Below are 20621 nucleotides of genomic sequence, written 5' to 3'. Positions count from 1 at the left end.
GCAAGCAGCTTCACCGTGACGCCAAGCCGGAAATTCACTGTCACGCACCGCCGCTAAGGATATTGGCATTCAACGTCGACGCGGCGCTTGCTGCCGACGACGCGATATCTCCATATGCCCGCACGGCCTGGCCAAGCGCATTGTTGCGGGTATCGCTTGCCACGGCGCCAACGGCGATGCGTGACTTATCCAACTGCCCATTCATGCGCAGGTTTGCCGCCTGCAGACGAAGTTCCTCGAAGCCGAGTTGCACACGCCAGTACGACGAAAGAGAATCTTGGAACGTCGCATAGGCCTGCGTCCTGATCCTGCTGGCCTCCAGATCCTTGTTCGGCAGTTCGATCCACTGCCGATAGAAGTCAGCCATCGCCTGCAGCACACCAATCTTCAGGTTCAGAGCCTGCTGCTGGGCAAACTTCAGCAGATCGAGCTTGATCTCCGCGTCACGCACAGTCTGCGCGCGGTTTACTTCACCAATCGCGTCACTGGCTCGCTCTTCTGCCCGGGCAATTGCCTTCAGCATGGCACCTGGCGGCGCACTGAACCCGCTAGCCGAGAACTCCGAGCGGATCTGCTCAACAGCACTGTTGCGCGCTCGATATTCACGATCCCGACTGTCGTGCCAGACCGCCTCGAATACTTGCTTGTTCAGCCCGAACGGCTTCTGCCCGGTGATGATTCCAACCAGCCACTCTTCCGGCGCATACCGCAGTGCGCCCTGCAACTCAGGAAAGTACTTATCCAGCCACTGCTCACTTTCCGAGTTCAGGAACTGGATCGTTGCACTGCTGTTGTCCGGAGAAAGAAGATCGCCAAGGCTGGTGGGCACCGGCATGTTCACCGTTTTCTCGGTGAACGCCAGGTTTCCGCCAGAAACCTGCGGCAGATATGTCGATAGCCGCCCTTCTGCAGCTCTGGCATTGCCAAGTGCAGTATTCGCAAAGGCGAATAGCTCAGCAATGTTGTCGTCTATACCGGCCATGCTATCCCCTCCTGCCATAGCCACGGCGCTGGGTCACGCCAACTTCAAGTTCAACGCTATCGATGGTCGCGTACGTTGCGTCAGCCAACTCCAGACGCACATTCCAAGTCCGGCCGGTCACGCCCTTCGCCAGGATCGATCGCTTCTGCGCGCTGTCGCCGACCATCTTGTAAACCCGCTCAGGACCATCATCGGTGCACAACCTCAGGTAGCACTCGCCATCGGTACGCAATCCAACGAATGCCATGGCCATGCGCTTCAGGTGAGCGTCGCCGTAGTCAGATGCGCCGAAGTCGACCAGGGCACTGATCACTTCTTCGCTTTCACCACCCAGGCGGTACAGCCCATCCTTGCGCCATGCATAGGCCTGACCTTCGTCATAGGTGAAGCCGAGAAAATCGAAGTCGCGATAGGTGGTCAGCGCGCCGGTCATGAAGTTGACCGCGTACTGCAGGGCCTGCTGGTGAGCAGCAAAGGATCTGGACAGCACCGCAATGCGCTCCATGGCGATCATCTCTATGATCGAGCCAATATGCGCATCATCCGAAAACGAAATGCCGTCCTCTGCAGCCATCTCGAGGACGATGATCATGTCCGCACTACCGGCGACTTCGAGCGAGTCCAAAGCAACCAGCAACAGCGCACTCTCAAGCACATGCAGTTCGGTTGCGATTATCGCGTCGCTGCCGTCGTATACCCCTGCATCCAGATACGGCACCTGGGTATACACGACGGGTATGCACGGCATCGATACCGCTACGAGATTGAATGGCTGCTCACCAATTGCAGATCGAACCGGAAGCTCTGCGGAAAAACGCAGCGCCTCTCCCTGAGCGCCAACAGCACTACACAGGACCGGCGGCGTCAGCCCAATGAAACTGGTCAGGAGCTCTTCGACACTTCCTAGCCTCGCGCTAAGCGATATTGCCGGTAATTCCGACTTCACCCACTGCGCACTCGACTCAGTCCCGATAGCTGCGATCAGCCCTGGTAACTCAGCCTCGAAGCGAATCGACCCAGTTACTGCAACCGCCGTTGCCTCCAGCCTGATACGAGGCATACGGATATCGACTGCCGTGTAGTCGGCAGTTTCACTGATCGCGGCCACCAGACTGAGAATGTCGCACTCAAACGATATCGGCGATTCGGATGCAGCGATCTCCGGTGAGTCGACATAATCACCAACGCTATACAGCAATGCCCCGCCGTAAATCTCCCCAGCGGAAGGCACCGCCGATGCGTAGACCTGCGTCCCGTTAATGCTGTAGGTCACGGCGCCGTTAAAACGCTTGATCTCGACAATGGCTTGGGCTGGAAGCGGCTGTGGTCCGTATACCGCAATGCCGCTCTCGACAATGGTGTACTCGTCTCGCCTGGCCACCAGGCTATGAGTCATCGCGCCGATAACAGGCTCGTAGGTTCGACGGCTGAACCCGATCTGCACACCAACCGGCGACGGCGGTAGCACTCCACGAAAGAATCCGATCGCGGGAACCTGGGCCAGGCTGCGAGCGCCTGCGCTCCATCCCGTGTTGTTTCCGTAATCGTAGCGTGACGGTGAGCCAGGCACTGCCGGAATAGCCGGATAGCAGACTTGGTCGCCAACCTTTGTAGGTGTGTAGGGGCTGTAACCAGATTGACCACTTACGCTTGAGGCCCCGGCGGCCAACTGATTGTAAATCCCACTTGGGATATTCAGTTGCCCGCTCGACGTATAGTTACTGGTTGGCAGCGTCACATATGGCGATACCGCCTTCCCAGATCCACCACTGCTGCCACTGGCGAATGCGAAAGAACGCTGTGTCGAGCCGCCAACGCAGAATGCCGCTCTCCCTGGCACAGGAAGCACGGCCGGCACATAAATCAGCTTCTGCGTCCTGGCCAGACGATTTCCCATTACTGCTCCGGAATGGCGAGCTGGAACAGTTCGAACGAAAGCGGCTGACCGTTCACCAGTGGCAGCGTGGCAATAAACATGTCACTCCCAAGAACCCCCGCCGAACCTTGGAAGCGAACAGCAGAAGCACTGGCATCACCTGCATCGCCACTCAACACATAGCGAAAGAAGGTCGGAGTACCATCAGCAGCATTGGTACCGACCCAGGTCTCGGCGACGCTCTTCACCAAAATTCCGCCTGGCGCCGTCGCCTCGAAGGTGACCGGCGTACCATCACCCCCAGCACTGATTTCGTTGAGTAACACGGCACCGCCGAGAGCCGCATCAGCGGATGCTGGAATAGCCCCCGAGTAGATTCGGACCAGGCCACCATCCAAGGCTTCCTTGAGCGATCCAGTGATTGCAAGCGCCTGGCGCAATCCGGTACTGAGCTTAATCATGATCGTTCTCCTAGATCACATTGGTGGGAATGTAGGTAAGCCCGCACACCAGCTTGGCCTCGAGCCCAACAGACAGTTGTTTGGCGGTAGAGAAGCGAACAACCGACAGCAGCAGCCCTGAGTTGGCGCCCTTGGTTGGGTTAGAAACGATGAACGAGCCGTATACAGTGCGATCAGCGGTCGGCGTGAAGACGGCTTTGGCATCGACGTTGTCGTACGTGCCAGCACCGTTGTAGCTACGTTGCCAGATCGGTCGAGTGGCTTCGCTGTACTCAACGAACTCCCCCATCACCGCGGGAATATCCGCAGCCGAGGTATTCGCGTCGGCAAGGAAGTTGTTTCGGAACAGGCCGCAATAGAAGTTAGGGATCGGGGCTACGTCGCCGAAAGGCGTCTGTATCAGAAAATCGATACCGGCCTGCGGAATACGGTTGTACTTCACCTCACGGGCAACCAGCAGACCGGTTTCCTTGTCGTAGAGCTCCAGCTCATGGCGAAAGCCCAGTACTTTCAAATGGTCAGAGTGCATCGCCTATCTCCAGATCAGCAAAGTCGCCCGTGGCGAGGTTGTTCGGTTTGGCTTCGCCACGCATGGTGGTCACCACCATCGGAATGCCGTTGTTTTCAAGCACGCCAGCAGCCCCCGAGCACGCAATGTCGGGCGCGTAGGTCTGGCGGTTAGGTAGGGAGATCTCGCCGGCCGCGTTGCCGATAGCCATGCCATATCGGGTAAACCAAGCAACGCGCATATCTGGAAGGCGTGCAGCAGATCCGCGCACAGCCCTCATATCGAGCACAGGAACCTGGCTCGGCGTGCCGGTATCGAGTCCGGTGACAAAGTAGGTGCGATCAGCAACCACATAGACGCCGCCCTCGGTCGGAGCGATGACGGTCGGTTGCTCCGGGTACTGCAAGAACCCCGCGACCGGATCCATCAGGTGCGGGGTCATCGGCGCCGTGAAAACCACGTAGTTACCGCACACCCCGACCAACAGGGAGTGGAATGCAGCCAGCATCGAGCAGACTGGCAACGGCACAAGCCCAGCAGTTGTGAGCCTGGCGGTTTGATCATCGACACCGGTAATCGCCATCGCGCCACCGATCAGCGGCCCCTGGCTGTAGAGCGTCGCGCCATTGGCAGGACTGACGTACACCTGCAGAGGCCGGCTATCATCGCTGACCACACGAAACGCCTGGCCCTCTGCGAGCCTGAAGATGACCGGCTCGACGCCGGACTCTTCGCCGTCAGCACCGAACGCTGTGACCGCAACTTTGTAGATGCCAGCCGGCAGCGCACCTGCGATCAGCTCAACGTCAAAACCAGGCGCCGGGACAGCCCAGGGCTTCACCACTCGCCCATCAGTACGCAAGCTGTCGAAAGCGCCGCTCAGATACACCTGGCCATTGAGGACAGCGCCAGCAATGTCACCATCAGCAGCCATGCTGCCAATCACCTGGCTTGAGTCGGAATCAGCGCTGTAGCAGCTGATGTCGCCGCCGTCGACGAACACCACGCGCCCGGACAGAGATACTGCAACGCGCACGTTGTCGCCTGCCGCAATACGCTGGTAGCCAACCCGAGTCTCAAGCTGGCCACCCTCACTCGGGTCCAGATTGACGAGATCGCGCACAAAGCCAGCAGGCAGCCGCTCGGGCTTCGCGACGTTGTTCGCGCCCTTGGCCCAGTTGTCGGTGCGGATGGTGTCCATGCTCACCCCCGGTACCGAATGGAGCGAGCACCACCACGACGACGCAGTTCGTCCTCGTAGATTCGCTGGCACTCGTAATTGAACTCGGCCAGGTACTGGCCAGCCTTCACAGCGTCGAAGATCTCTGCGTCCTTGACGTTGTAGGCACGATGCTTGATGAACAGCAGCAGGTACTCGCGGTGCGCCGGGTTCACGTCGACCAGTTTCGAATCTTTGGCCAGATCCTTGACCTGGCGGCGGATCGCCTGCAGCACAACCTTGCCACTTTCTTGCGGTTTGGGTACCAGACGCATCCGCCCTACGGCAGAGTTGGCCAGCAACACGCAAGGCCTGCCAGTGGTCGGCAGGCGGGACCTGCGGACCTCTGCAGGTGAACGCAGGTCGATTGGCCAACTGCGCTCACCCAGGAAAAGCTCGGCGTCGATCACGTCGATGATGTAGGCCGGATATTCGACTTCATCCTCACCAGCGGCGAATTCAACCTCGATACCGTCGCCAATGATGCTCTTGGTTCTCTCGGCGAAAGCCGTCAGCGCCCCATTCGCAAAGCGAACGAGCTTAGAATCAGACCAGAACGGCGACGAACTTTCGTCGAGTTCATCCTCACGGAAGGCCTTGATCAGGTCGCTGACGGTTTCGTAGGCCATGATCAGTCGTCGACGCCGTCGTCGTCTTCGTCTTTATCGCCAGCACCCAGGCTCTCGACGAACTTCGGCCAGGCGGCCTCGTACTGCACCTTGGTGACTTTGAAGCCGACCTGCTTGCTTACGGCTGCGAGCTTGGCTCGCCCGTCGCCTTCCAGTTCATCAGGGGCTTGGCGCTCCATCACCGCAGTGATCGCAGCCAGAATCAGGTCTTCCTTGGTAGGCCCAGCGCCACCACCTTCGTCATTCAGGTTCAGACCGACAACGTCGCAGCCCTCGCCCACCGCCTGCTTACGGAAGCGGTCGGGAATGATGCTGCCAGGCTTGCCGTCGGCAGGATCGATGCGATAGATCACGCAGGAATGGCCGTCAGTGCTGGCCAGGTGCAGCATATCCAGGCCTTTCGGCGGCAGGAATCGCGGTTCTTTGTTCATGAGGATGCCCCTCTACAGGTTGGAAAGAGAGGGGCCGAGTCACCCCGGCCCCGTAGCACTCAGCCCTGAGTGCTCTGGGTGCGCTTGCCGACGATGTACTCGACGAACAGGCGGCACTTACCGGTGGTGGCTACGGCACCGGTCGACGCATAGGTGACGATCAGGTTGCCCTGAGCCGGCATCGCGTAACCGGTAACGTCCAACTCGACCACTGCGAGCGCTTTCACGTCCGCAGGAGTGGCGGTGTAGCGATCGTCATCGACCGAGTCGCCGACCTTCAGGGTTGCGGTAGTGGCCGCGTTGAAGGTGGTGATGGGTTGGATGAAGCCGCCGGTGACGATGGCGCCACCGGGCAGCTCGATCGCTGCCTGCACTGCGCCGTCGGAGAAGTCCGCCAGGTTGATATCGACCCAGGCAACCAACGGGGCCTGGCGCTGATCGTTCTTCGTGATGCTCATGATTCAGTCCTCAGTTGCTGGCCGGGATTCCCGGCCAGCTTTGCCAGAAACCCGGGATCAACCCAGGAACAGATCGATGGCGAGCACGCCGAAGTCCTCGACCGACTTGTCGTAGATCGAGTAGAACTTCGGCTTGAGCAGGCCAAACATCTTGTCGACGCTGATGCCGACCTTGGAGTCGTAGTCGAACTTCTTCTCGACCCACTCCGGCACACCCAGGTCAGCCATGCCCAGCGCCTGAGCACCGCACAGCAGCGCGCGGGTACCGTTGACGTTGCCGTCAGCGCCCCACTTGTTGCCGGCCGATGCACCAGTGGTGCTGTACACCAGGCGGTGTTCATGGATCACCGCGCCGTCGATGGTCACAGTGCCGCCAGTGAACCAGGGCGAGCTCTTGCCATCCTTCTGCGCCAGGGCCACCACCGCGCGCTGGTAGTCCGCGTCCTTCTTCAGCTGAGCCAGGGTGCCCGGCTTCACCAGAATGACGTAGTACTCCTTGCCACCAGCCATCAGTGGCTTGATGTAGTGGTCCTTCGCATAGGCGATGGCATCCACGATCAGCTTGTAGCTGGCCACGAACGCACTAGTGATGCTGGCGGTGTTGCTGGTGACGAGGTTGGTGCCGTTCCACATCAAATGCCGCTTGGACGAGGGGGCAGACACGTCGGCAGCAAAGGACAGCGATGGGAACGGCGACCCAACGCGGGTGCTCCCGTCGTTATGCAGGGCATACGAAATGCCCGACAACGTCAGGAATACGAGCTGATCGATACGGTTGGCGAGCCAGTAGGCCAGGCGATCGCGGGCCTGCTCGCGGAAGTTGATGACGGTCTTCTGGTCCGCCATCTTGCCCTTGTTGCGCACTTGGTGAGAGATGAGATCGATGTTCAGCTCGACCTCGAAGTTCTGCATCTCTTCTTCGTTGCCTTCGCGCTCGTTGTCACCGATCACGCCATCCTCGACCAGATCGGCGACGAGCTGCATCAGCACCTTCTCGCCTTTCTCGGTCTTGGTCAGCTCAGTGATGCGCTGAATCATCGCGCCCGGGCCGGTACCCAGGAATTTTTTCACGAACATCTGATCGCGGGCAGCGCTCCATACATCGCGCGACCAGACGATCTTCTGCTTGCTGTTCAAGCGAGCAAAGTTGGTAACAGCCATGGCTGCTCTCCTCGTCAATTTATGTCGTCGTGTCTGGGTTGTGTCGCCACCCGAGCGAGGACAGGCTTTTGGGGAGAGCCAGAAACTCTGCTGCAGCTTTACGCCCTGCCTGGCGGGAACACCGTGTCTCGGTGAGCGAGCAGCCCTGCTGCGTGGTTAAATGCCCCTGGCCTTTCGACTCAGGGGCTCCCTTTCAACCCTGGACCATCCCTCGGTCCTGGCGGACTGGTTATGTCACTGGCGGACGCCGTCAATCCCTTTCGCTGACGAAATCACCACGCGCCTTGCGCTTCTCAGATTCAGGCAGCGCGTCAAACTCGTCCTCGGACAGATCGGCGTAGTCAACATCCTTGCCACGCTCGCCAACGCCAGGCATAACGGGCGGAATACTTCTCTGCCGCTCGACATTCCGATCGATCTTGTCCTTGCCCAGAGCCGGCTTTTCCTTGACCGGTTTGCTCTTGTCGCCTGGCTGTTCCTCGGCTGCGGGCGCATAGCGAGGCGCAATCTTCTCGACTGCCGCAGCGACGGCCTTCGACGGCGACATACCCTGGCGTAGGTAATGGTCACGGCGCGCGATCACATCCTCGATCGCGTCCTGATTGGCTTCGTCCGAGTCGTTGTTCAGGAACGGATACTTGGCCAGTGCATCATCGAGCACCTTCTGCAGGCGTTCGGTTTCGGCACTCTGGTCGCGCTTCTGCAGCTCTTCCTCGGCGGCTTTCTTCGCATCCTGACCGGCCTTGCCCTCGAAAATCTTCAGCTCTTCGGCACGGATCTCGCGACGAATTACCTTGGCCTTATCCGTGTCACCTTCCATCACGGCGGTCATGTAGCGATCTTCTGCCGCGTCGAAGTCATAGGCCGCCGGCGTCTCCGGCTTCTGCTCTTCCGGTTTCGGCGCAGCGCCCTTGAGGCGTGCGTTTTCCTCTTCCAGGCGCAGACGCTCGGCACGCTCTTGTTTCAGCGATTCGTTGACTTCATGGAAGCGCGAGTGCGGTACGACCTTGGACTTACCGCCTTCAGCCAGTTCTGCCAGGGCATCGGCGTCGAGATCAGGGTCATCCTCGGCATCGGGATCATCGGCGTCGTCTTTGTCGTCATCCCCTGGCTCATCGTCCGGATCGCCTTCGGTCTCGGTCAGATCAGGGTCGATATCGTCGCCGCGATCATCGTCGCCAGCCTCATCGTCCGGGTCTTCATCCTCGTCCTCTTCTTCCTCTTCTTCCTCGAAGTCGGAATGCAGAGTCTCCGGGTCGATATCATCGGAACAGTCGACCAGGGTGTTGTAACGCATGCCCAGCGCCAGGTCGGCGCTCGCGTGTTCGGGTTTCATGGCCATGGGTGCCCCCTTGATTGCCGTTGGTGGGTTACTTCTTGGTGATCTGCTGCATTTCGGCCATCTTTTCCTTGGCCATCGCACGGGCCGCAGCCAGGCGCTTCGGGTCCTTCTCGATTTCCTTGGCGCGCAGCAGGGTCCGCATGTCGTCCTCTGCCTGCCATTTCTTGTCGTCGCTCATTGGTGATGCAGAACCTTTCATGCTGGTGCTCCCTCGATCTGCTGCGTTTCAATGCCACTCATGAGCCCCACACCAGGGTTGGCCGGCGTGATGGGATTGGTGTTGGTAGGTAGATTGCCGGCGATGCCAGTGCCCCCCTGGAGTTCCGGCACGATCGGCGGCAGGTCTCGATCGACGTAACCGCCAGAGCGCAATAGCGAATCAGCAAGGCCAGCGGTCAGCGGGTTCGTGGCGATCACGCCCGCCGTCTGGATAGCGCTGTACTGCGCTTCGACGGCACGATTCACCGTCTCCTGGCGGGTCTTGTCTGCCTGGGCCTTGGCAAGCTCGGCGCGGGCTTCGTTGAGCGGATCAGGCTGGGCGGTGGCCTGCTGCTCGATCGCGTCGATAATGTCGTTCTTGTCCGTGACGTTGCTGTGCTTGATCACGAACGAGTCAGGAATGCGCACGCCCTTCTCGCGCATTTCCATGATCTGGGTGAACTGGCTGTTTTCGAACGTCACTTGCATCGGCTGCTCGGAGACAACCACGTCGTATTCGCCGATAGTCAGGTCGTTGAGCACGCTGCCATCTTCGGTCGGATAGTTGACGTACAGATCTTCGGTAACCGGACGCCCGCGGCTGTCCTGCTCGGTGATCTTCAGGATGCGCGGCTCGTCGTAGAAGTCCTGCACCAGCTCAAGGATGCGCTTGGCCATCATGTTGCGAGTCTTGGCCAGGTTATCCAGCGGCACAGCCAGGCCCTGCTGGGCGGCGAACTGGCGAGACTGGATGGCCACGCCACTGATCTCTCGGCCCGTGTTGCCGGTCATCGCGTCATTGATACCGGTGGTTTCGTCGATCATTTGCCCAGCACGGTCGATGACGCGATCAATCCCGGTAGGTATCTGGTTGGGCTGGATCTTCTTCGGTGCCTTCTCGACTGGCGTTTGGTCCTTAAGCACGATTGCGAGGCCGGTTTCAGCCCCTCGATCAGCCATTTCATCGTCCGACATGTTTGCCAGCGTGCCGGACCACCACACCCAACCGCTGTTGGCTGTGTTGTTGATGGTGTGCAGGAACTGGCTCATGGACTTGTTCAGCAACTGCTGAGGGCCGATCGCGTCATCCACCAAGCCGGTCGTCTTGCCGCGACGGAAGAACGGGAAGAACGGCACCACGGTGAAGTGCTTGAACGGGCTCCACTCGTCGAAGAGCGTGTAGTTGTAGGTGGTGATCACCCAGCGCACGCGGCGAATGCGGCGCCTTGCGCGCACAACACCCTGCGCTGCCGCGATCTGCTCTTCGGTCATGCCTTCGATGGTGCGGATATCACCGGTCATGGTGATCAGCACATCGGCATTCTCGGTTTTCCAGAACTGCCGTTCGATCACCCGGATGCGTTTGCTGCCGTCCGCCAGCGTGGCCGACCCCATGTAGCCGGTACTGCCGGTGTCTTCATTGCCGAACTTATTGCGCTCTTCGTCGGCCTCGTCGTCGCCAAAGTCCTGATCCTCAAGGTCTTCCTTCTCGCACTTGTCGCGAGCTTCCTTGCCATACAGATCCTCAATCTCGTCCAGGGTCAGCCAGCGCGTGATGATCACGTCCGACCACTTGTCTGGGTCGTAGCTCTTGGCGTCTGGATCAGGGATGACGTCTAGCGGGTCAAGATCGGTGATAGAGATCTCGCCCAAGATCGAATCTTGATAGCTGATGCGGATATCGAAGTAGCCGCGCTGCTGGATCAGACCATCTGAGAAAACTTGCGTCTCTATCCAGTGCAGGCCGGTGTTATCGCCGACCTGCTTGGCCACCTTGCTCAGCACCCTGGCCTTGTCTTCGTCAGCGCCCTGGCCGCGCGGCTGAAAAGCGATATCCATGCGGTTCTGGATCTGGTACCCAATGGCGGTATTCAGCTTGGGCTTGACCTGATTAAACTCCAGGGCTGGGCGCCCCTCGGCCTCTAGCGTCTCGCGATCTTCTGGCGTCCACTGCCGGCCACCACCCATGTAGAAGTTTTCGCACTCGCGCGCTTTCCGGCAGAAGCTCTGATGCCCACGCATGCGCCCGTACTCGTAGCGCTGCCAGTTTATGTTCGCCTGCTCGTCTCGGTTTCCGGACATTCGCTACGCACTCATCGCTGATTTGCGGCCTTTGCCGGCAATCAGCCGGCGCTTCCATTCGGGCACTTCTATGTCACTGGAGGCGATTGGCAATGCGAACGTGAGTGCCAGCGCGTCGCCGGCGTCGGGTGACTTCTTCAGTTCTTTCTTGATCTCTTCCTTGGAATCGAGCTTGATCTGGCCGTTTGAGCTGTACCGGTAGCCTGGCGCTGTCAGATCAGCATGCAGCTTGTCGCAGTCTGGGATGCTGGGCGGGATTATGTCCGCAATCCACTCGGCCATTTCCCCCCACATTTCAGAGCGCTTATTGAAGTACTTGCGCTGGTCGGTGGCCTTGCCGCCGAAGTTCACCGCCGTTACGCGATCGCCATAGCCCAGCTCGACCAGGCGATCGTAGATACCAGCGCCCAGGCCGCCGATATCGACGAAGACGCGGCGGATGGTCTTGTCGTCCTCAAGCATCCGCACGACCACCCCGACCACAGCCATGGTGTCGAACTGGTCGATCTTCTCCAGCCCCCAGGCCTTGCGCCCCTGACGGTGGATGATCGCGGTAGAGTCGTCGCCGAAGCGCGCCGGGTCGACACCAACGACATGAGCGCCGATCGCCTGCAGGTGAGCCGGGTTGACTTTGCGCGCCCTGGCAACGGCCAGCGTGTTGACCAGAGCCTTGTGGCCAACTCGCTGAAACGCCATATCTGGCGTGGCCGGGTACTCTTGATCGAACCAGGCGAAGTCGCCCTTGAAGTCGGTGTAGACCTTTGCTTGGCGCCATGCCATCTGCTCGTCGCTGAGCCCGAACGTCTCCTGATATTCGGCTTCCTCTGGCGACAACTCGAAGTCGCGCGGCACCTCGCGCTGATACTCGCGCTGGATGAACCAGGGGATGAACACCGCCATGTAGTCGCTTTTCTCGGCGACGGCCAGCGTCCACATTTCGTGGAAGAGGTTGGCCAAGCCGTTGGCCGTTGACTCCAGAATCGCCTCACTGCCTGCGACCAGGGGCAACGTCTGCCCGAGACCCGCCATGATGTTGATTGCGTTCGGCCAGAACGCCACTTCTGAACCATGCAGGTACTGGATCGTGTCAGAGCGGCCGGCGTGCTTACTGCCTGCCGTGGCCACCTTGTAACCGCTGCGCAGCTTGGCGAAGTTCAGTTCGGTGTCGCTGTTGTTCTTCGTTGCCGGCTTGAGCGTGGCATCGCTCAGCTCGTAATAGGTCTTGGCGATCCGGAAAAGGTTCTGGGTCGCTGCGTCGAGGTGGGTGATGATCATGGTGCGCTTGCCGAAGCGCATGCTGGTGCGTTTGTAGAACCTGGCCGCCACGTAGGTGCTGATACCCTGCTGCCGCCCCTTCAGCACGATGACGCGAACCCAGCCTCTCGCAGCCAACTGCTGCTCGATCTTTTCATGCAGTGCGCGCTGGGCATCATTCCACTCGAACGGCAGCACCTTGCCGCTCTTGTCGCGGATTTTCAGGTTCTTGGCGCAGTAGAGCTCGTCATCCTCGATGAGCCTGGCCAGGAGATTGTCGGCAGTTGACATGCGCACCCTCACTTCTGTGAGGGCTACGGAATGTCACTGGTAACGAGCCAGCAAGCCAGTCTCCCCATAAAATAGCTCTACAAGCTATTTGGGAATGGCGATGCAGGTGGAGTGAAGTTGGCGGTATAACGTGCCGATTTAGTCAGCCGAAACTGTTCCAAGTGCCCTAAAAATGGCGAACTGCCGAGAAGATTCTGTCCTAGCCGCAAAATTGAAAACGTGTAGTTGTTCGAGTCGATGTAGTTCGAACCTTGCTGAACACCGTCAATAAATACCCGTGTAACACCAGAGGCGCGACATATGGCTACGTGATAGAAAACGCCATTAGAAAGCGAGGTAGTTGTTACCCTCGTCGCGCCGTTTGCGAAAAAAACAAGACTGCTAGTTGAATTAGGCTGGAAGAGCACTAGGTTTGTCGTTACGGTTCCTGCTCGATTGTCAATCAGGGTTCCACCGCCTGCCGATCCAAACTGCGTACCACGAAAAAACGTCTCTACTGTGAAATCACCTGTACCTATGCTGACTGCAGCATCCGAGCAATCAAGCCTCCCTCCACCGAAAAGCCCAGAAGAACCGAACTTGCTGAACGCAGTGTCAACTTCTACCGCCCCATTACGCGCCCAGGTACGCCCTGCGCTATCGGGAAATGTAGTCGCCCCATCTACACCGGAAAATGGCAGTAGACTAGAAACCGATCCCCATAGCGGATCACCTCCCCCAGAAGTGGGCGAGAACGAGTATGGGTTCAGAACCATCGTCATGGTTGATATCCAACCAGAGTAACTTTCAGTCCTTTCGCAGTACCGTCGCCGATCTGATCAATGTCGATGGTGATCTCTGCATCTGCAGCAATGGCCGAATCTGATATGACCGGTGCAGTCACGGCTGTTGCACTCGTCTTCTCGGTGTTGTCGATGGTCAGCTTCGTGGAAAGGATCGAAACACCGGCCTCGTTGATATCGACGGTGAGAATTGACCCACCAGCTTGTGCGGTTGTCAGCGACGCGAGCACGCCAGTTACCGTGAAGGCATAGGGCATACGGAACGTGACCTTGGCTGTGCCAGCCGTTAGCGCCGTTGTTTCGTCGCTGCACGCGATGATGATAGGCACCAGCACCTGAACAGCGCCCGTTCTGCCATTAACCGATGACACCGCACCGCCGGATATGGATAGATCGCCACTCCCGAGCAGACTGTTGCCATTGATGGTCTTGATGTTGGTCGCGCTGACAAGGGTGTCCTGCTTGCCGCTGACGGTGGCGATCAGGTCGGTAATCTGTTTCTGCAGCTTACCGAACGCCACCAGTACGCTGTCAGAGCTGGTTATCGCAGTACCAGTGGCCAGGCTAAGGCCGCTGAGTACGACGGCCAGGACGCGCGCAGCGGTGTGGTAGAGGTTGGTCGCGCCCTCGGCCAGGCTGTCGGTGTTGGCGTTCGCCGTGGCTCCAGCAGCTATCCCACCGAGTTTCGACTTCTCTGCATCGGTGTAGGCGTTGGTGTCCGGGTTGCTCTCGTAGAGCGTCTTCACCTGGGCGGCAGTGATAGGATCGGCACTGCCGGCCTGGGCGACCCACTCGCTGTCGCTTTCGTCCCATATGTAGCGCTGCACTGGCGCACCCGCACCAGCGTCAACGTCGGCGTAGTCGCCTTCTTCTGCAGTTGGCAGGGCCGTCTGCAGCGCGGTGAAGTTGATGAACGTGCCGCGGTAGTGGCTGCCTTCCAATCCCGCCAGCTTGGCCTTCTCTGCCGCGGTGAAGTTCTCCTGGCTCAGGCCGTAGCCGGCGACCTTGTCGACCTTTAGGTCGAGTTGCACGGACAATGCACCAGGCTGTACGGCGGTATCAGCCAGAGCGCCCTGCGCTGCCGTTGCGGCACCGATATCGCCAGGCCCGGTAGGAATGAATGGCTTGTTTGCAAGGTCGGAATAACTGCCGCTGAGCGCAACAGCGGCCAGGCTGGCTGCGTTCGCTGGGGTGTACGCCAGCGCTGCGGTCACATCGGTGCCTGTCAGCGTCACAGCCCCGGTGCGGGTGTTGAAACTGCTCACGCCAGCACTACCACCACCGCCAGTACCAGGCGCACCGCGCAGGCCGGCAAGCACAACCACCGGAGTTCGCCGCGGCGCAGCACCCAGGACAATGGGATTGGCCACCTGGCCGGCGGCGATTACCTTCATGCGGTCACCTCGTCAGCAACCTCGATATCGCTGATCGCAGTCAGCGGATAGACCTCGCCGCCCGGGGCGATCGCTTCCACGTCGTACTTGCCTCGCTTCCACTCAAGTGCTGCAGCGGTGGCGGCGTCCATCTTGAGCACGAACGCGCTATGCGCAACGTCCACCTCGATCTCTCCGTCCGGGCTCTCGGACGGGTCGCTGTGCCAGGTGAACAGCACTTCACCACCAACGCCCTTGCGCACCTGGGCGCGGCAGTGCCAGCCCGTCAGATCCATGGGCTTGTTCAGCACCAGCAGTCCGGAACCGCTGAAGGCCTTCCAGCAATGCGCGTTCAAGGCGTTCAACTCGACGGTGTCGACGTCGACCAGCTTGGCGAGCTGGCTTTCATCATCCGGCGTGTTGAGCTCGGCCGGCGCCCTTACACAGGCCACACGCACCGGCCAGCCATCCGGCACGCCGTGCCCTACCACCGTCAGGCGCACAGGCGCAGTGCTCGGCATACCAGTGATCGGCAGATACAGCAGATCGTCCTCGGCGTACAGAAAGCCAAACTCGAACGTCTTGCCGCGCTGGATAGTGATAGGGATTTCAGGCGCCGACATGCCAGTCTCCTTACTCGCTGCTCTCAGCAGGACGCGCAGTGCGCGGCAGGAAGATCAACGGGACATTGGCGGGATGAACGCGGACCACGGCGTCGTGATCAAGCTCGAGCGGAATGCCCTCGACTTTCACGATCGCGCCCTTCTCGAGGAAAACGCGCACGCACCGATCCTGCTCCGCTGCCAGGTCGATACCGATAGCAGGCTTGCCAGCAAGCTGGCTTTCCAGGGATTCAGTCTTCGCGGCCTGGCCCTTCTGGTACGGCATCCACTTCGCGAAAAAGCTGCCAACAACCATGTCGCAGCCGTCCTGCACCAATGGCACGCTGCACACGCTGAACTGCTCGCCGTTCTGATCCCAGACGGTGAGGTTCACCATGGTGTCGCTGTGGACGTAGGCGATCACTGCAGCCAGTGGCTGCGTGGGGTTACCGAAAGCCAGCTTGCGGCCGGCCATGTAGCCAGCGGTCGGGATGAAGTGCAGCACGCGGCCGACGGTAGGAGTGATACGGGTCATTGTGGTGCTCCGATGATCTTGCACTGCCTGTGCAGGGTTGATTTACGAAACCGACCCTATGTCACTGGCCAAGACTGGCAAGCACCCACAAAAAAGCCCGCACTCGGCGGGCTTTCTCGCACCAGCATCTGTCAGGAAGGCGACTCGCTGGCGACCAGTACCAGATCCATTGCGCCCTGGAACACGGCGCCGGCGCTGGCGATGCGCATATCACTGCGCAAGATCGGCGTGCGTCCGACGTCGGGCACAGGCAGCGACAGACGCTGCAGGCCATAGACGCTGACCTGGCCAACATCGCGGGCCAGGTCGTGCGCAGCAACGGATTGCACAGCGACAGCAGGCAGGCCAGCGTCGCGCATCGGCTCAGCCATAACAGCGCCGCCGGCCAGCGCCAGGGCGATCAGAGGTACCAGCATGGATTTCGTCTTGAGCATGGGGAAAGCCTCTTGGTTGGTAACGAATCGATCAGATCGACTGCACCACCTGGGTATGTCACTGCGCGGCCCTGGCAACTATCCCTCGCCCATTAGGCGCTTCAGGCGCTCTTCATACGGCTCTTCATGCTCCTGCTCGTCGAGGTTGTAGGCCTGGCGCTCGAGCGGGATCAGGTTCTTCAGTGCCGTGGACAGATCGCGCAGCACGCCGGCATGCGTCGGCAGGCCTACCAGCTTCAGCATCTGATTGCGCCGCCTACTGTTCTCGTCGCCCTTGGTTTCCTCACAGATCGCATCCTCGATCTCTTCCCGGTGCGTCGCGGCCTCTTCGAGCTGCTGAAACAACATCGCCACCAGGCCATGCCCCTTGGCGATATCGCGACGGTGCCGACCGATCACCTGCAGGTTGGTCTGCACAGCGGTTTCGATATCCGCGGGCGTGGGGGCGTTTCCGTCAGAGGAAACACTGTTTCCATTCGGTGTTTCCTTCGACTCCTGTTCCTTGCGTGGCGCGGTCAGCAGAGCAGCACGGGTGCGCTCTCTGACTTCCTGGCTCGCGTCCTGAGTCCAACTGTTTGCCTTCGCCTTCTTGGAGATAGCACCAGGGGTTGTGTCGTGCTTCGTGGCCAGAGCACGCAGCGATAGCTGGCCTACCCTGTAATCCCGCTCGATCGCTTCCCAGTCGATTGGCTTGCGCTTGGTCATCGAATCACCTCCCATAACTTCCGCTCCTGCGGCGTGCGCGGCTGCTCAAACGGCTCCGGCCTGAACTCATACACCTGGCTACGATGCCGGTAGCAGCAGTGAAGGCCCGACTGCTCGGATAGCTCCTTCGCCATGGGGTGACTGCACACCGCTCCGCCGACTCTGGCGACGTCATGCCTGCTAACGACTCGCCGCACCTCAGCAAGCAGGAAGCCGAACACGCGACCGGTTCTGCGGCCACCGGTCACAACAACAGCGCTACTCATGCTCAGCACTAGTCACAGTGACAGAAGCGTGACCGGTCACACCGTCCAGCGTGACAGCGTTCGGCTGCACTGCCTGCATCGCAGCGCGGCGCAGCTCATGGATGCGCGTGCCATTGGCGCGAATGTGCTCGGACATCTGCTCGGCTGCACCAGTGATCACCTCGCCCAGCGCCTCGAACTGGCATGTGATATGCCCATCGTTCACGCTGTGCTGCACGTTCTGGCCATCGAACTGCACCGTGATCTGGATGCGCCAGCGCTGGCCACCTGGCTTGCGCACACCGAACGGGCGAGCGATGTACAGGCGATAGATGCCATGGCGCGGTACCTGATGCTCGACGAACAGGCGCCGCGGCCCCTCGTTGAATACTTCCGCTAGGGTCTTGCCCTGGATCTGGTCAGCCGCCTCCTGGGCGACCTCCTGCAGGGTTTTGGCTTCCATTACGCGCTCCTACGTGAAATCTGACGGTCTGCATCGGCCTGACGCCTTGCGGCTTCGCGTAGCGCCGCGCGCCGAGTGCGCCAACAGTCGGTTACGCTGCAGGCGAAGCGCGCCACGTCCGGATGCATGCGGTACGGGTGAGCCTGACCAGGTTGCGGCTGTGGCTCCCTGGTGCTGGCGATCAGATACTCAGCCACGTCGTACCGACAGGCGCCGGCATGATCGAGCATGGTGCGATTGACGATGAATACAGTGCGGCCGGCGCGGAGTTCGTCGGCACGATAGGTCTTGCGTCGCATGGTCTGCCCCCATGTTCGCGATTGGTTGGGAGGGTTACGGCGCCAACTTGCACACCCTGTGCAAGCTGACGAGCTCTTCCTGCAAGCTCAGGATCTGGGCTCGCTGGACTTTGAGGCCGGCAACGAGGGCTGGATAAGCTCGTCGAGCAGCGGCTGTAAGTTCTGGGGTTCCTGCATCAGGCTCGCCGGCAGCGGCCCCGGCTGTCCCCACTCGCACTGCGGGGCAGGTGGCAGCGACTCGCAGCCCGCAAGTGCCGTCAGCAAGGCAGCGATGCATAGATTCGGCATAGTCTTCGGCACGTTGTTTCTCCTTCAGAAAGGCGCTCTCGCGCGTCGCCTGGTCGTTGGCCAGCTCGCGCTGCAGCCGTATGGTTCCGCGCAGGGATTCGACTGCCGCCGCATGCTGGCCGGCCAAGGTCACGGCGTTGTCACGCTCGAGCGCAACAGTGTCGAGGCGCAGATAGAGCAACGTCACGGCAATGGCCAGGCCAGCGCATGCGGCGATCAGGGCGCGAGTCATTGGACGTTCCAGCACTTGGCGTGGCGCTCAAGTTGGCGAGTCCACACACCCCAGCAGCGCTGGTTGGGCTTGCCGTTAACCACGGTTGAACAGTCATAACCAGCGGCGTATCGCCACCTCAGCAGCGCTTCGCAGGCCTTCGGGTGCTCGCCTGCCAGCAGGTGCGTGCGCATCGAAGACGATCGCCAGTTGCCGATGCCGTATTGGCCGACGAAGTCGAGGTAGAGGTCGTATTCCTCCTGATACAGCTTCACGCCAGGCAGAGACGCCTGGAATCTGCGCTCTTCCTCGCTGTGCAGCGCCCGGGCCAGTTGTTGGGCGCGCTCGCGGGTGATGGGATGATCTGCCAAGGTGACGGGCGTACCGTCTTCGTAGCGGGTCGAGCCGTGGCCGATGGTTGGCACGTCGCCCTTGGTCGGGATGTGCGGGGCAAGCAGTTCGACGCCATCCTTCTGCACCACTGGGCTTTCGCCCTCGCTCTTGATCCAGGCGCCAAAGCCGGCCAGGCTGAGCGTCAGCGCCGTGACGGCAATTCGATTGCGGATGCTCATTGTTGCCGCCCTTCAAGGCCACAGCGCTCGCGCAGTGCCTCGATGCGAGCCAGGCTCTCGGCCTGCTCGCGCTTATCGCGTCGGTGCTGGAAGTAGAAATTCACCGCCAGGCCCAGGACAGCGATCAGCACGCCTGAGAGGCCTATCCAGTTGATCTGCGCCAGCCAACCCAGCACACCGGCTATCGCGCCGGCCTGGGTCACCTTGTTGGCTGCGGCAGCGCCGACTACCTCGATCACCCCATCATGAACTTGCTGTGCCATGCCATCGCTCCCGTGCTGGCTTCATGTGCATGGAAGGCCACGCTATGTCACTGGAAGCGGTCGGCAAGCGCTTGCAGATTCCAGCGCGTGACATAGCGTCGGAACCTCACTCACAAAGAGGGCATCACCCATGGGGCAGCAGAAGTTCAACATCGACAAGGTGAGCGACGACCAGTACTTCGCCGTGACCGAAGCCATGGCGCTGGCAGGCGCTGCATTTGAAGAGAAAGGGCCGGAAACCCTACTGATCATCAGCCTGGGCGCCGAAGGCGAGAATGACGCGATTCTCGCCGGCAGCCTCGCCGATGGCCGCCTGGAAAAGCTCGAGGCGCTACTGCAGCAGTTGAAAGACCGCGCCGAGGACGAAGAGCCCGACGACGCGATCGTGCTGCATCTTGAAGAGAAGCCTGACTAGGCCTCGCTCAGCACCCAAAGGGACTTTTTCACGTCATCCGGTGTTGCCGGCTCTGCCGGCATCGCCACCGTAGTCGTTGCGCCGAACTCTTCCGCCAGCACCTGCTGGATACGCTGCATAACTGCCGACTTAACGCCGTTTGGAACTCCGGTCACCACAACATGCGCTACCGGCGGGATCTTGATTTCAAGGGTCGTCATCTGAATTGCTCCGTTGATGGTCATCTTTTTCCGCAGTTGCGCGGGTACCGCCATAGGGCTGTTGAAAGGTGTCCTGCGCAGGTAGGGCTGGAATGCATCACTCCATGAATCCCCCCGGTACCGCCGCTGGCGTACCGTGTCCCACGCAATCCCCAAGCGCGCAGCCCAATCACGCGCCGGCATTTCCATCGATACCTGAACCACACGCCCGCCCAGCGACAGGCGCACAGGAAGATCTGCAGCACACAGAACGTCTTCGCGCATGGTCCCCTCCCACTTAACGAATCAGCCCCTGCTCACGCAGGATGCGGTACTGCTCGGCCAGCCAGGCCTGGAATACTG

General features: G+C 60.2%; 26 protein-coding genes. 1 reads left to right on the top strand and 25 read right to left on the bottom strand.

The genetic code is table 11. The features are described 5' to 3' along the window. Positions 1-40 precede the first annotated feature (40 nt). From BM186_RS07445 to BM186_RS07330, 24 genes are all read right to left on the bottom strand, one after another. A complete protein-coding gene (locus tag BM186_RS07445) occupies positions 41-982 on the bottom strand; it encodes a hypothetical protein (RefSeq protein ID WP_074914218.1) in 942 nt (313 codons plus the stop codon). A gap of 1 nt (position 983) precedes the next feature. Further along, positions 984-2879 (bottom strand): hypothetical protein, encoded by a 1896-nt coding sequence (locus BM186_RS07440; protein ID WP_139228004.1) that lies wholly within the window; start codon positions 2877-2879, stop codon positions 984-986. Then, positions 2879-3319, bottom strand: a complete 441-nt coding sequence (locus BM186_RS07435) for a hypothetical protein (protein ID WP_083431574.1) — start codon at positions 3317-3319, stop codon at positions 2879-2881. The genes BM186_RS07440 and BM186_RS07435 overlap by 1 nt, the downstream gene beginning before the upstream one ends. A gap of 10 nt (positions 3320-3329) precedes the next feature. Then, positions 3330-3848 carry a hypothetical protein gene (locus tag BM186_RS07430; protein ID WP_074914215.1) on the bottom strand — a complete coding sequence of 173 codons (519 nt, stop codon included), beginning with the start codon at positions 3846-3848 and terminating at the stop codon, positions 3330-3332. Beyond that, positions 3838-5028, bottom strand: a complete 1191-nt coding sequence (locus BM186_RS07425; protein WP_074914213.1) for a hypothetical protein — start codon at positions 5026-5028, stop codon at positions 3838-3840. Before BM186_RS07425 ends, BM186_RS07430 begins: the two co-directional genes overlap by 11 nt. Positions 5029-5030: 2 nt before the next feature. After that, positions 5031-5675 (bottom strand): phage adaptor protein, encoded by a 645-nt coding sequence (locus tag BM186_RS07420; RefSeq protein WP_074914212.1) that lies wholly within the window; start codon positions 5673-5675, stop codon positions 5031-5033. 2 nt (positions 5676-5677) lie between these two features. Further along, positions 5678-6106: a hypothetical protein gene (locus tag BM186_RS07415; RefSeq protein ID WP_045736461.1), complete on the bottom strand. Its 429-nt coding sequence runs from the start codon at positions 6104-6106 to the stop codon at positions 5678-5680. Between the two features lie 59 nt (positions 6107-6165). Beyond that, positions 6166-6564, bottom strand: coding sequence for a hypothetical protein (locus tag BM186_RS07410; RefSeq protein WP_045736462.1), 399 nt, complete (start codon positions 6562-6564; stop codon positions 6166-6168). Positions 6565-6621: 57 nt separating this feature from the next. Beyond that, positions 6622-7725 carry a N4-gp56 family major capsid protein gene (locus BM186_RS07405; protein WP_074914210.1) on the bottom strand — a complete coding sequence of 368 codons (1104 nt, stop codon included), beginning with the start codon at positions 7723-7725 and terminating at the stop codon, positions 6622-6624. Positions 7726-7975: 250 nt separating this feature from the next. Beyond that, positions 7976-9067, bottom strand: a complete 1092-nt coding sequence (locus BM186_RS07400) for a hypothetical protein (RefSeq protein ID WP_074914209.1) — start codon at positions 9065-9067, stop codon at positions 7976-7978. Between the two features lie 28 nt (positions 9068-9095). Next, positions 9096-9266: a hypothetical protein gene (locus tag BM186_RS26600; protein WP_158234271.1), complete on the bottom strand. Its 171-nt coding sequence runs from the start codon at positions 9264-9266 to the stop codon at positions 9096-9098. Continuing rightward, positions 9263-11347, bottom strand: coding sequence for a portal protein (locus BM186_RS07395; RefSeq protein WP_074914207.1), 2085 nt, complete (start codon positions 11345-11347; stop codon positions 9263-9265). Before BM186_RS07395 ends, BM186_RS26600 begins: the two co-directional genes overlap by 4 nt. A 3-nt stretch (positions 11348-11350) precedes the next feature. Beyond that, on the bottom strand, positions 11351-12892 hold the full coding sequence (locus BM186_RS07390) for a terminase large subunit (RefSeq protein ID WP_074914205.1): 1542 nt from the start codon (positions 12890-12892) through the stop codon (positions 11351-11353). A gap of 77 nt (positions 12893-12969) precedes the next feature. Continuing rightward, a complete protein-coding gene (locus BM186_RS07385; protein ID WP_074914204.1) occupies positions 12970-13653 on the bottom strand; it encodes a LamG-like jellyroll fold domain-containing protein in 684 nt (227 codons plus the stop codon). Further along, positions 13650-15068 carry a hypothetical protein gene (locus tag BM186_RS07380; protein ID WP_074914203.1) on the bottom strand — a complete coding sequence of 473 codons (1419 nt, stop codon included), beginning with the start codon at positions 15066-15068 and terminating at the stop codon, positions 13650-13652. Before BM186_RS07380 ends, BM186_RS07385 begins: the two co-directional genes overlap by 4 nt. Further along, the gene (locus BM186_RS07375) at positions 15065-15670 is read right to left on the bottom strand and encodes a hypothetical protein (protein WP_074914202.1); all 606 of its coding nucleotides are present in this window, start codon (positions 15668-15670) and stop codon (positions 15065-15067) included. Before BM186_RS07375 ends, BM186_RS07380 begins: the two co-directional genes overlap by 4 nt. Positions 15671-15680: 10 nt before the next feature. Then, positions 15681-16184 carry a hypothetical protein gene (locus BM186_RS07370; RefSeq protein ID WP_074914200.1) on the bottom strand — a complete coding sequence of 168 codons (504 nt, stop codon included), beginning with the start codon at positions 16182-16184 and terminating at the stop codon, positions 15681-15683. A 131-nt stretch (positions 16185-16315) separates the two neighbouring features. Further along, positions 16316-16618 carry a hypothetical protein gene (locus BM186_RS07365; RefSeq protein WP_074914199.1) on the bottom strand — a complete coding sequence of 101 codons (303 nt, stop codon included), beginning with the start codon at positions 16616-16618 and terminating at the stop codon, positions 16316-16318. 78 nt (positions 16619-16696) lie between these two features. Then, a complete protein-coding gene (locus tag BM186_RS07360) occupies positions 16697-17323 on the bottom strand; it encodes a hypothetical protein (protein ID WP_074914197.1) in 627 nt (208 codons plus the stop codon). 258 nt (positions 17324-17581) lie between these two features. Beyond that, positions 17582-18031 carry a hypothetical protein gene (locus tag BM186_RS07350; protein ID WP_074914194.1) on the bottom strand — a complete coding sequence of 150 codons (450 nt, stop codon included), beginning with the start codon at positions 18029-18031 and terminating at the stop codon, positions 17582-17584. Next, positions 18031-18330 (bottom strand): hypothetical protein, encoded by a 300-nt coding sequence (locus BM186_RS07345; RefSeq protein ID WP_074914192.1) that lies wholly within the window; start codon positions 18328-18330, stop codon positions 18031-18033. Before BM186_RS07345 ends, BM186_RS07350 begins: the two co-directional genes overlap by 1 nt. A 34-nt stretch (positions 18331-18364) precedes the next feature. Then, a complete protein-coding gene (locus BM186_RS07340) occupies positions 18365-18850 on the bottom strand; it encodes a lysis system i-spanin subunit Rz (RefSeq protein WP_074914191.1) in 486 nt (161 codons plus the stop codon). Beyond that, positions 18847-19401 (bottom strand): glycoside hydrolase family protein, encoded by a 555-nt coding sequence (locus tag BM186_RS07335; protein ID WP_074914189.1) that lies wholly within the window; start codon positions 19399-19401, stop codon positions 18847-18849. The genes BM186_RS07340 and BM186_RS07335 overlap by 4 nt, the downstream gene beginning before the upstream one ends. Then, on the bottom strand, positions 19398-19664 hold the full coding sequence (locus BM186_RS07330; protein ID WP_074914188.1) for a holin: 267 nt from the start codon (positions 19662-19664) through the stop codon (positions 19398-19400). Before BM186_RS07330 ends, BM186_RS07335 begins: the two co-directional genes overlap by 4 nt. Positions 19665-19794: 130 nt before the next feature. On the opposite strand from BM186_RS07330, the gene BM186_RS07325 reads away from it, so the two are divergent. After that, a complete protein-coding gene (locus BM186_RS07325) occupies positions 19795-20079 on the top strand; it encodes a hypothetical protein (RefSeq protein ID WP_074914186.1) in 285 nt (94 codons plus the stop codon). On the opposite strand, the gene BM186_RS26255 is transcribed toward BM186_RS07325, so the two are convergent. Further along, a complete protein-coding gene (locus BM186_RS26255) occupies positions 20076-20543 on the bottom strand; it encodes a hypothetical protein (protein WP_074914185.1) in 468 nt (155 codons plus the stop codon). The two genes, BM186_RS07325 and BM186_RS26255, sit on opposite strands and share 4 nt — an antisense overlap. Positions 20544-20621: the final 78 nt, after the last annotated feature.

The organism is Ectopseudomonas toyotomiensis, from assembly GCF_900115695.1.
GTDB lineage: Bacteria > Pseudomonadota > Gammaproteobacteria > Pseudomonadales > Pseudomonadaceae > Aquipseudomonas > Aquipseudomonas toyotomiensis.
The sequence above is the reverse complement of the archived record's forward strand: the minus strand, read 5'-3'. Positions and strand labels throughout refer to the sequence as shown.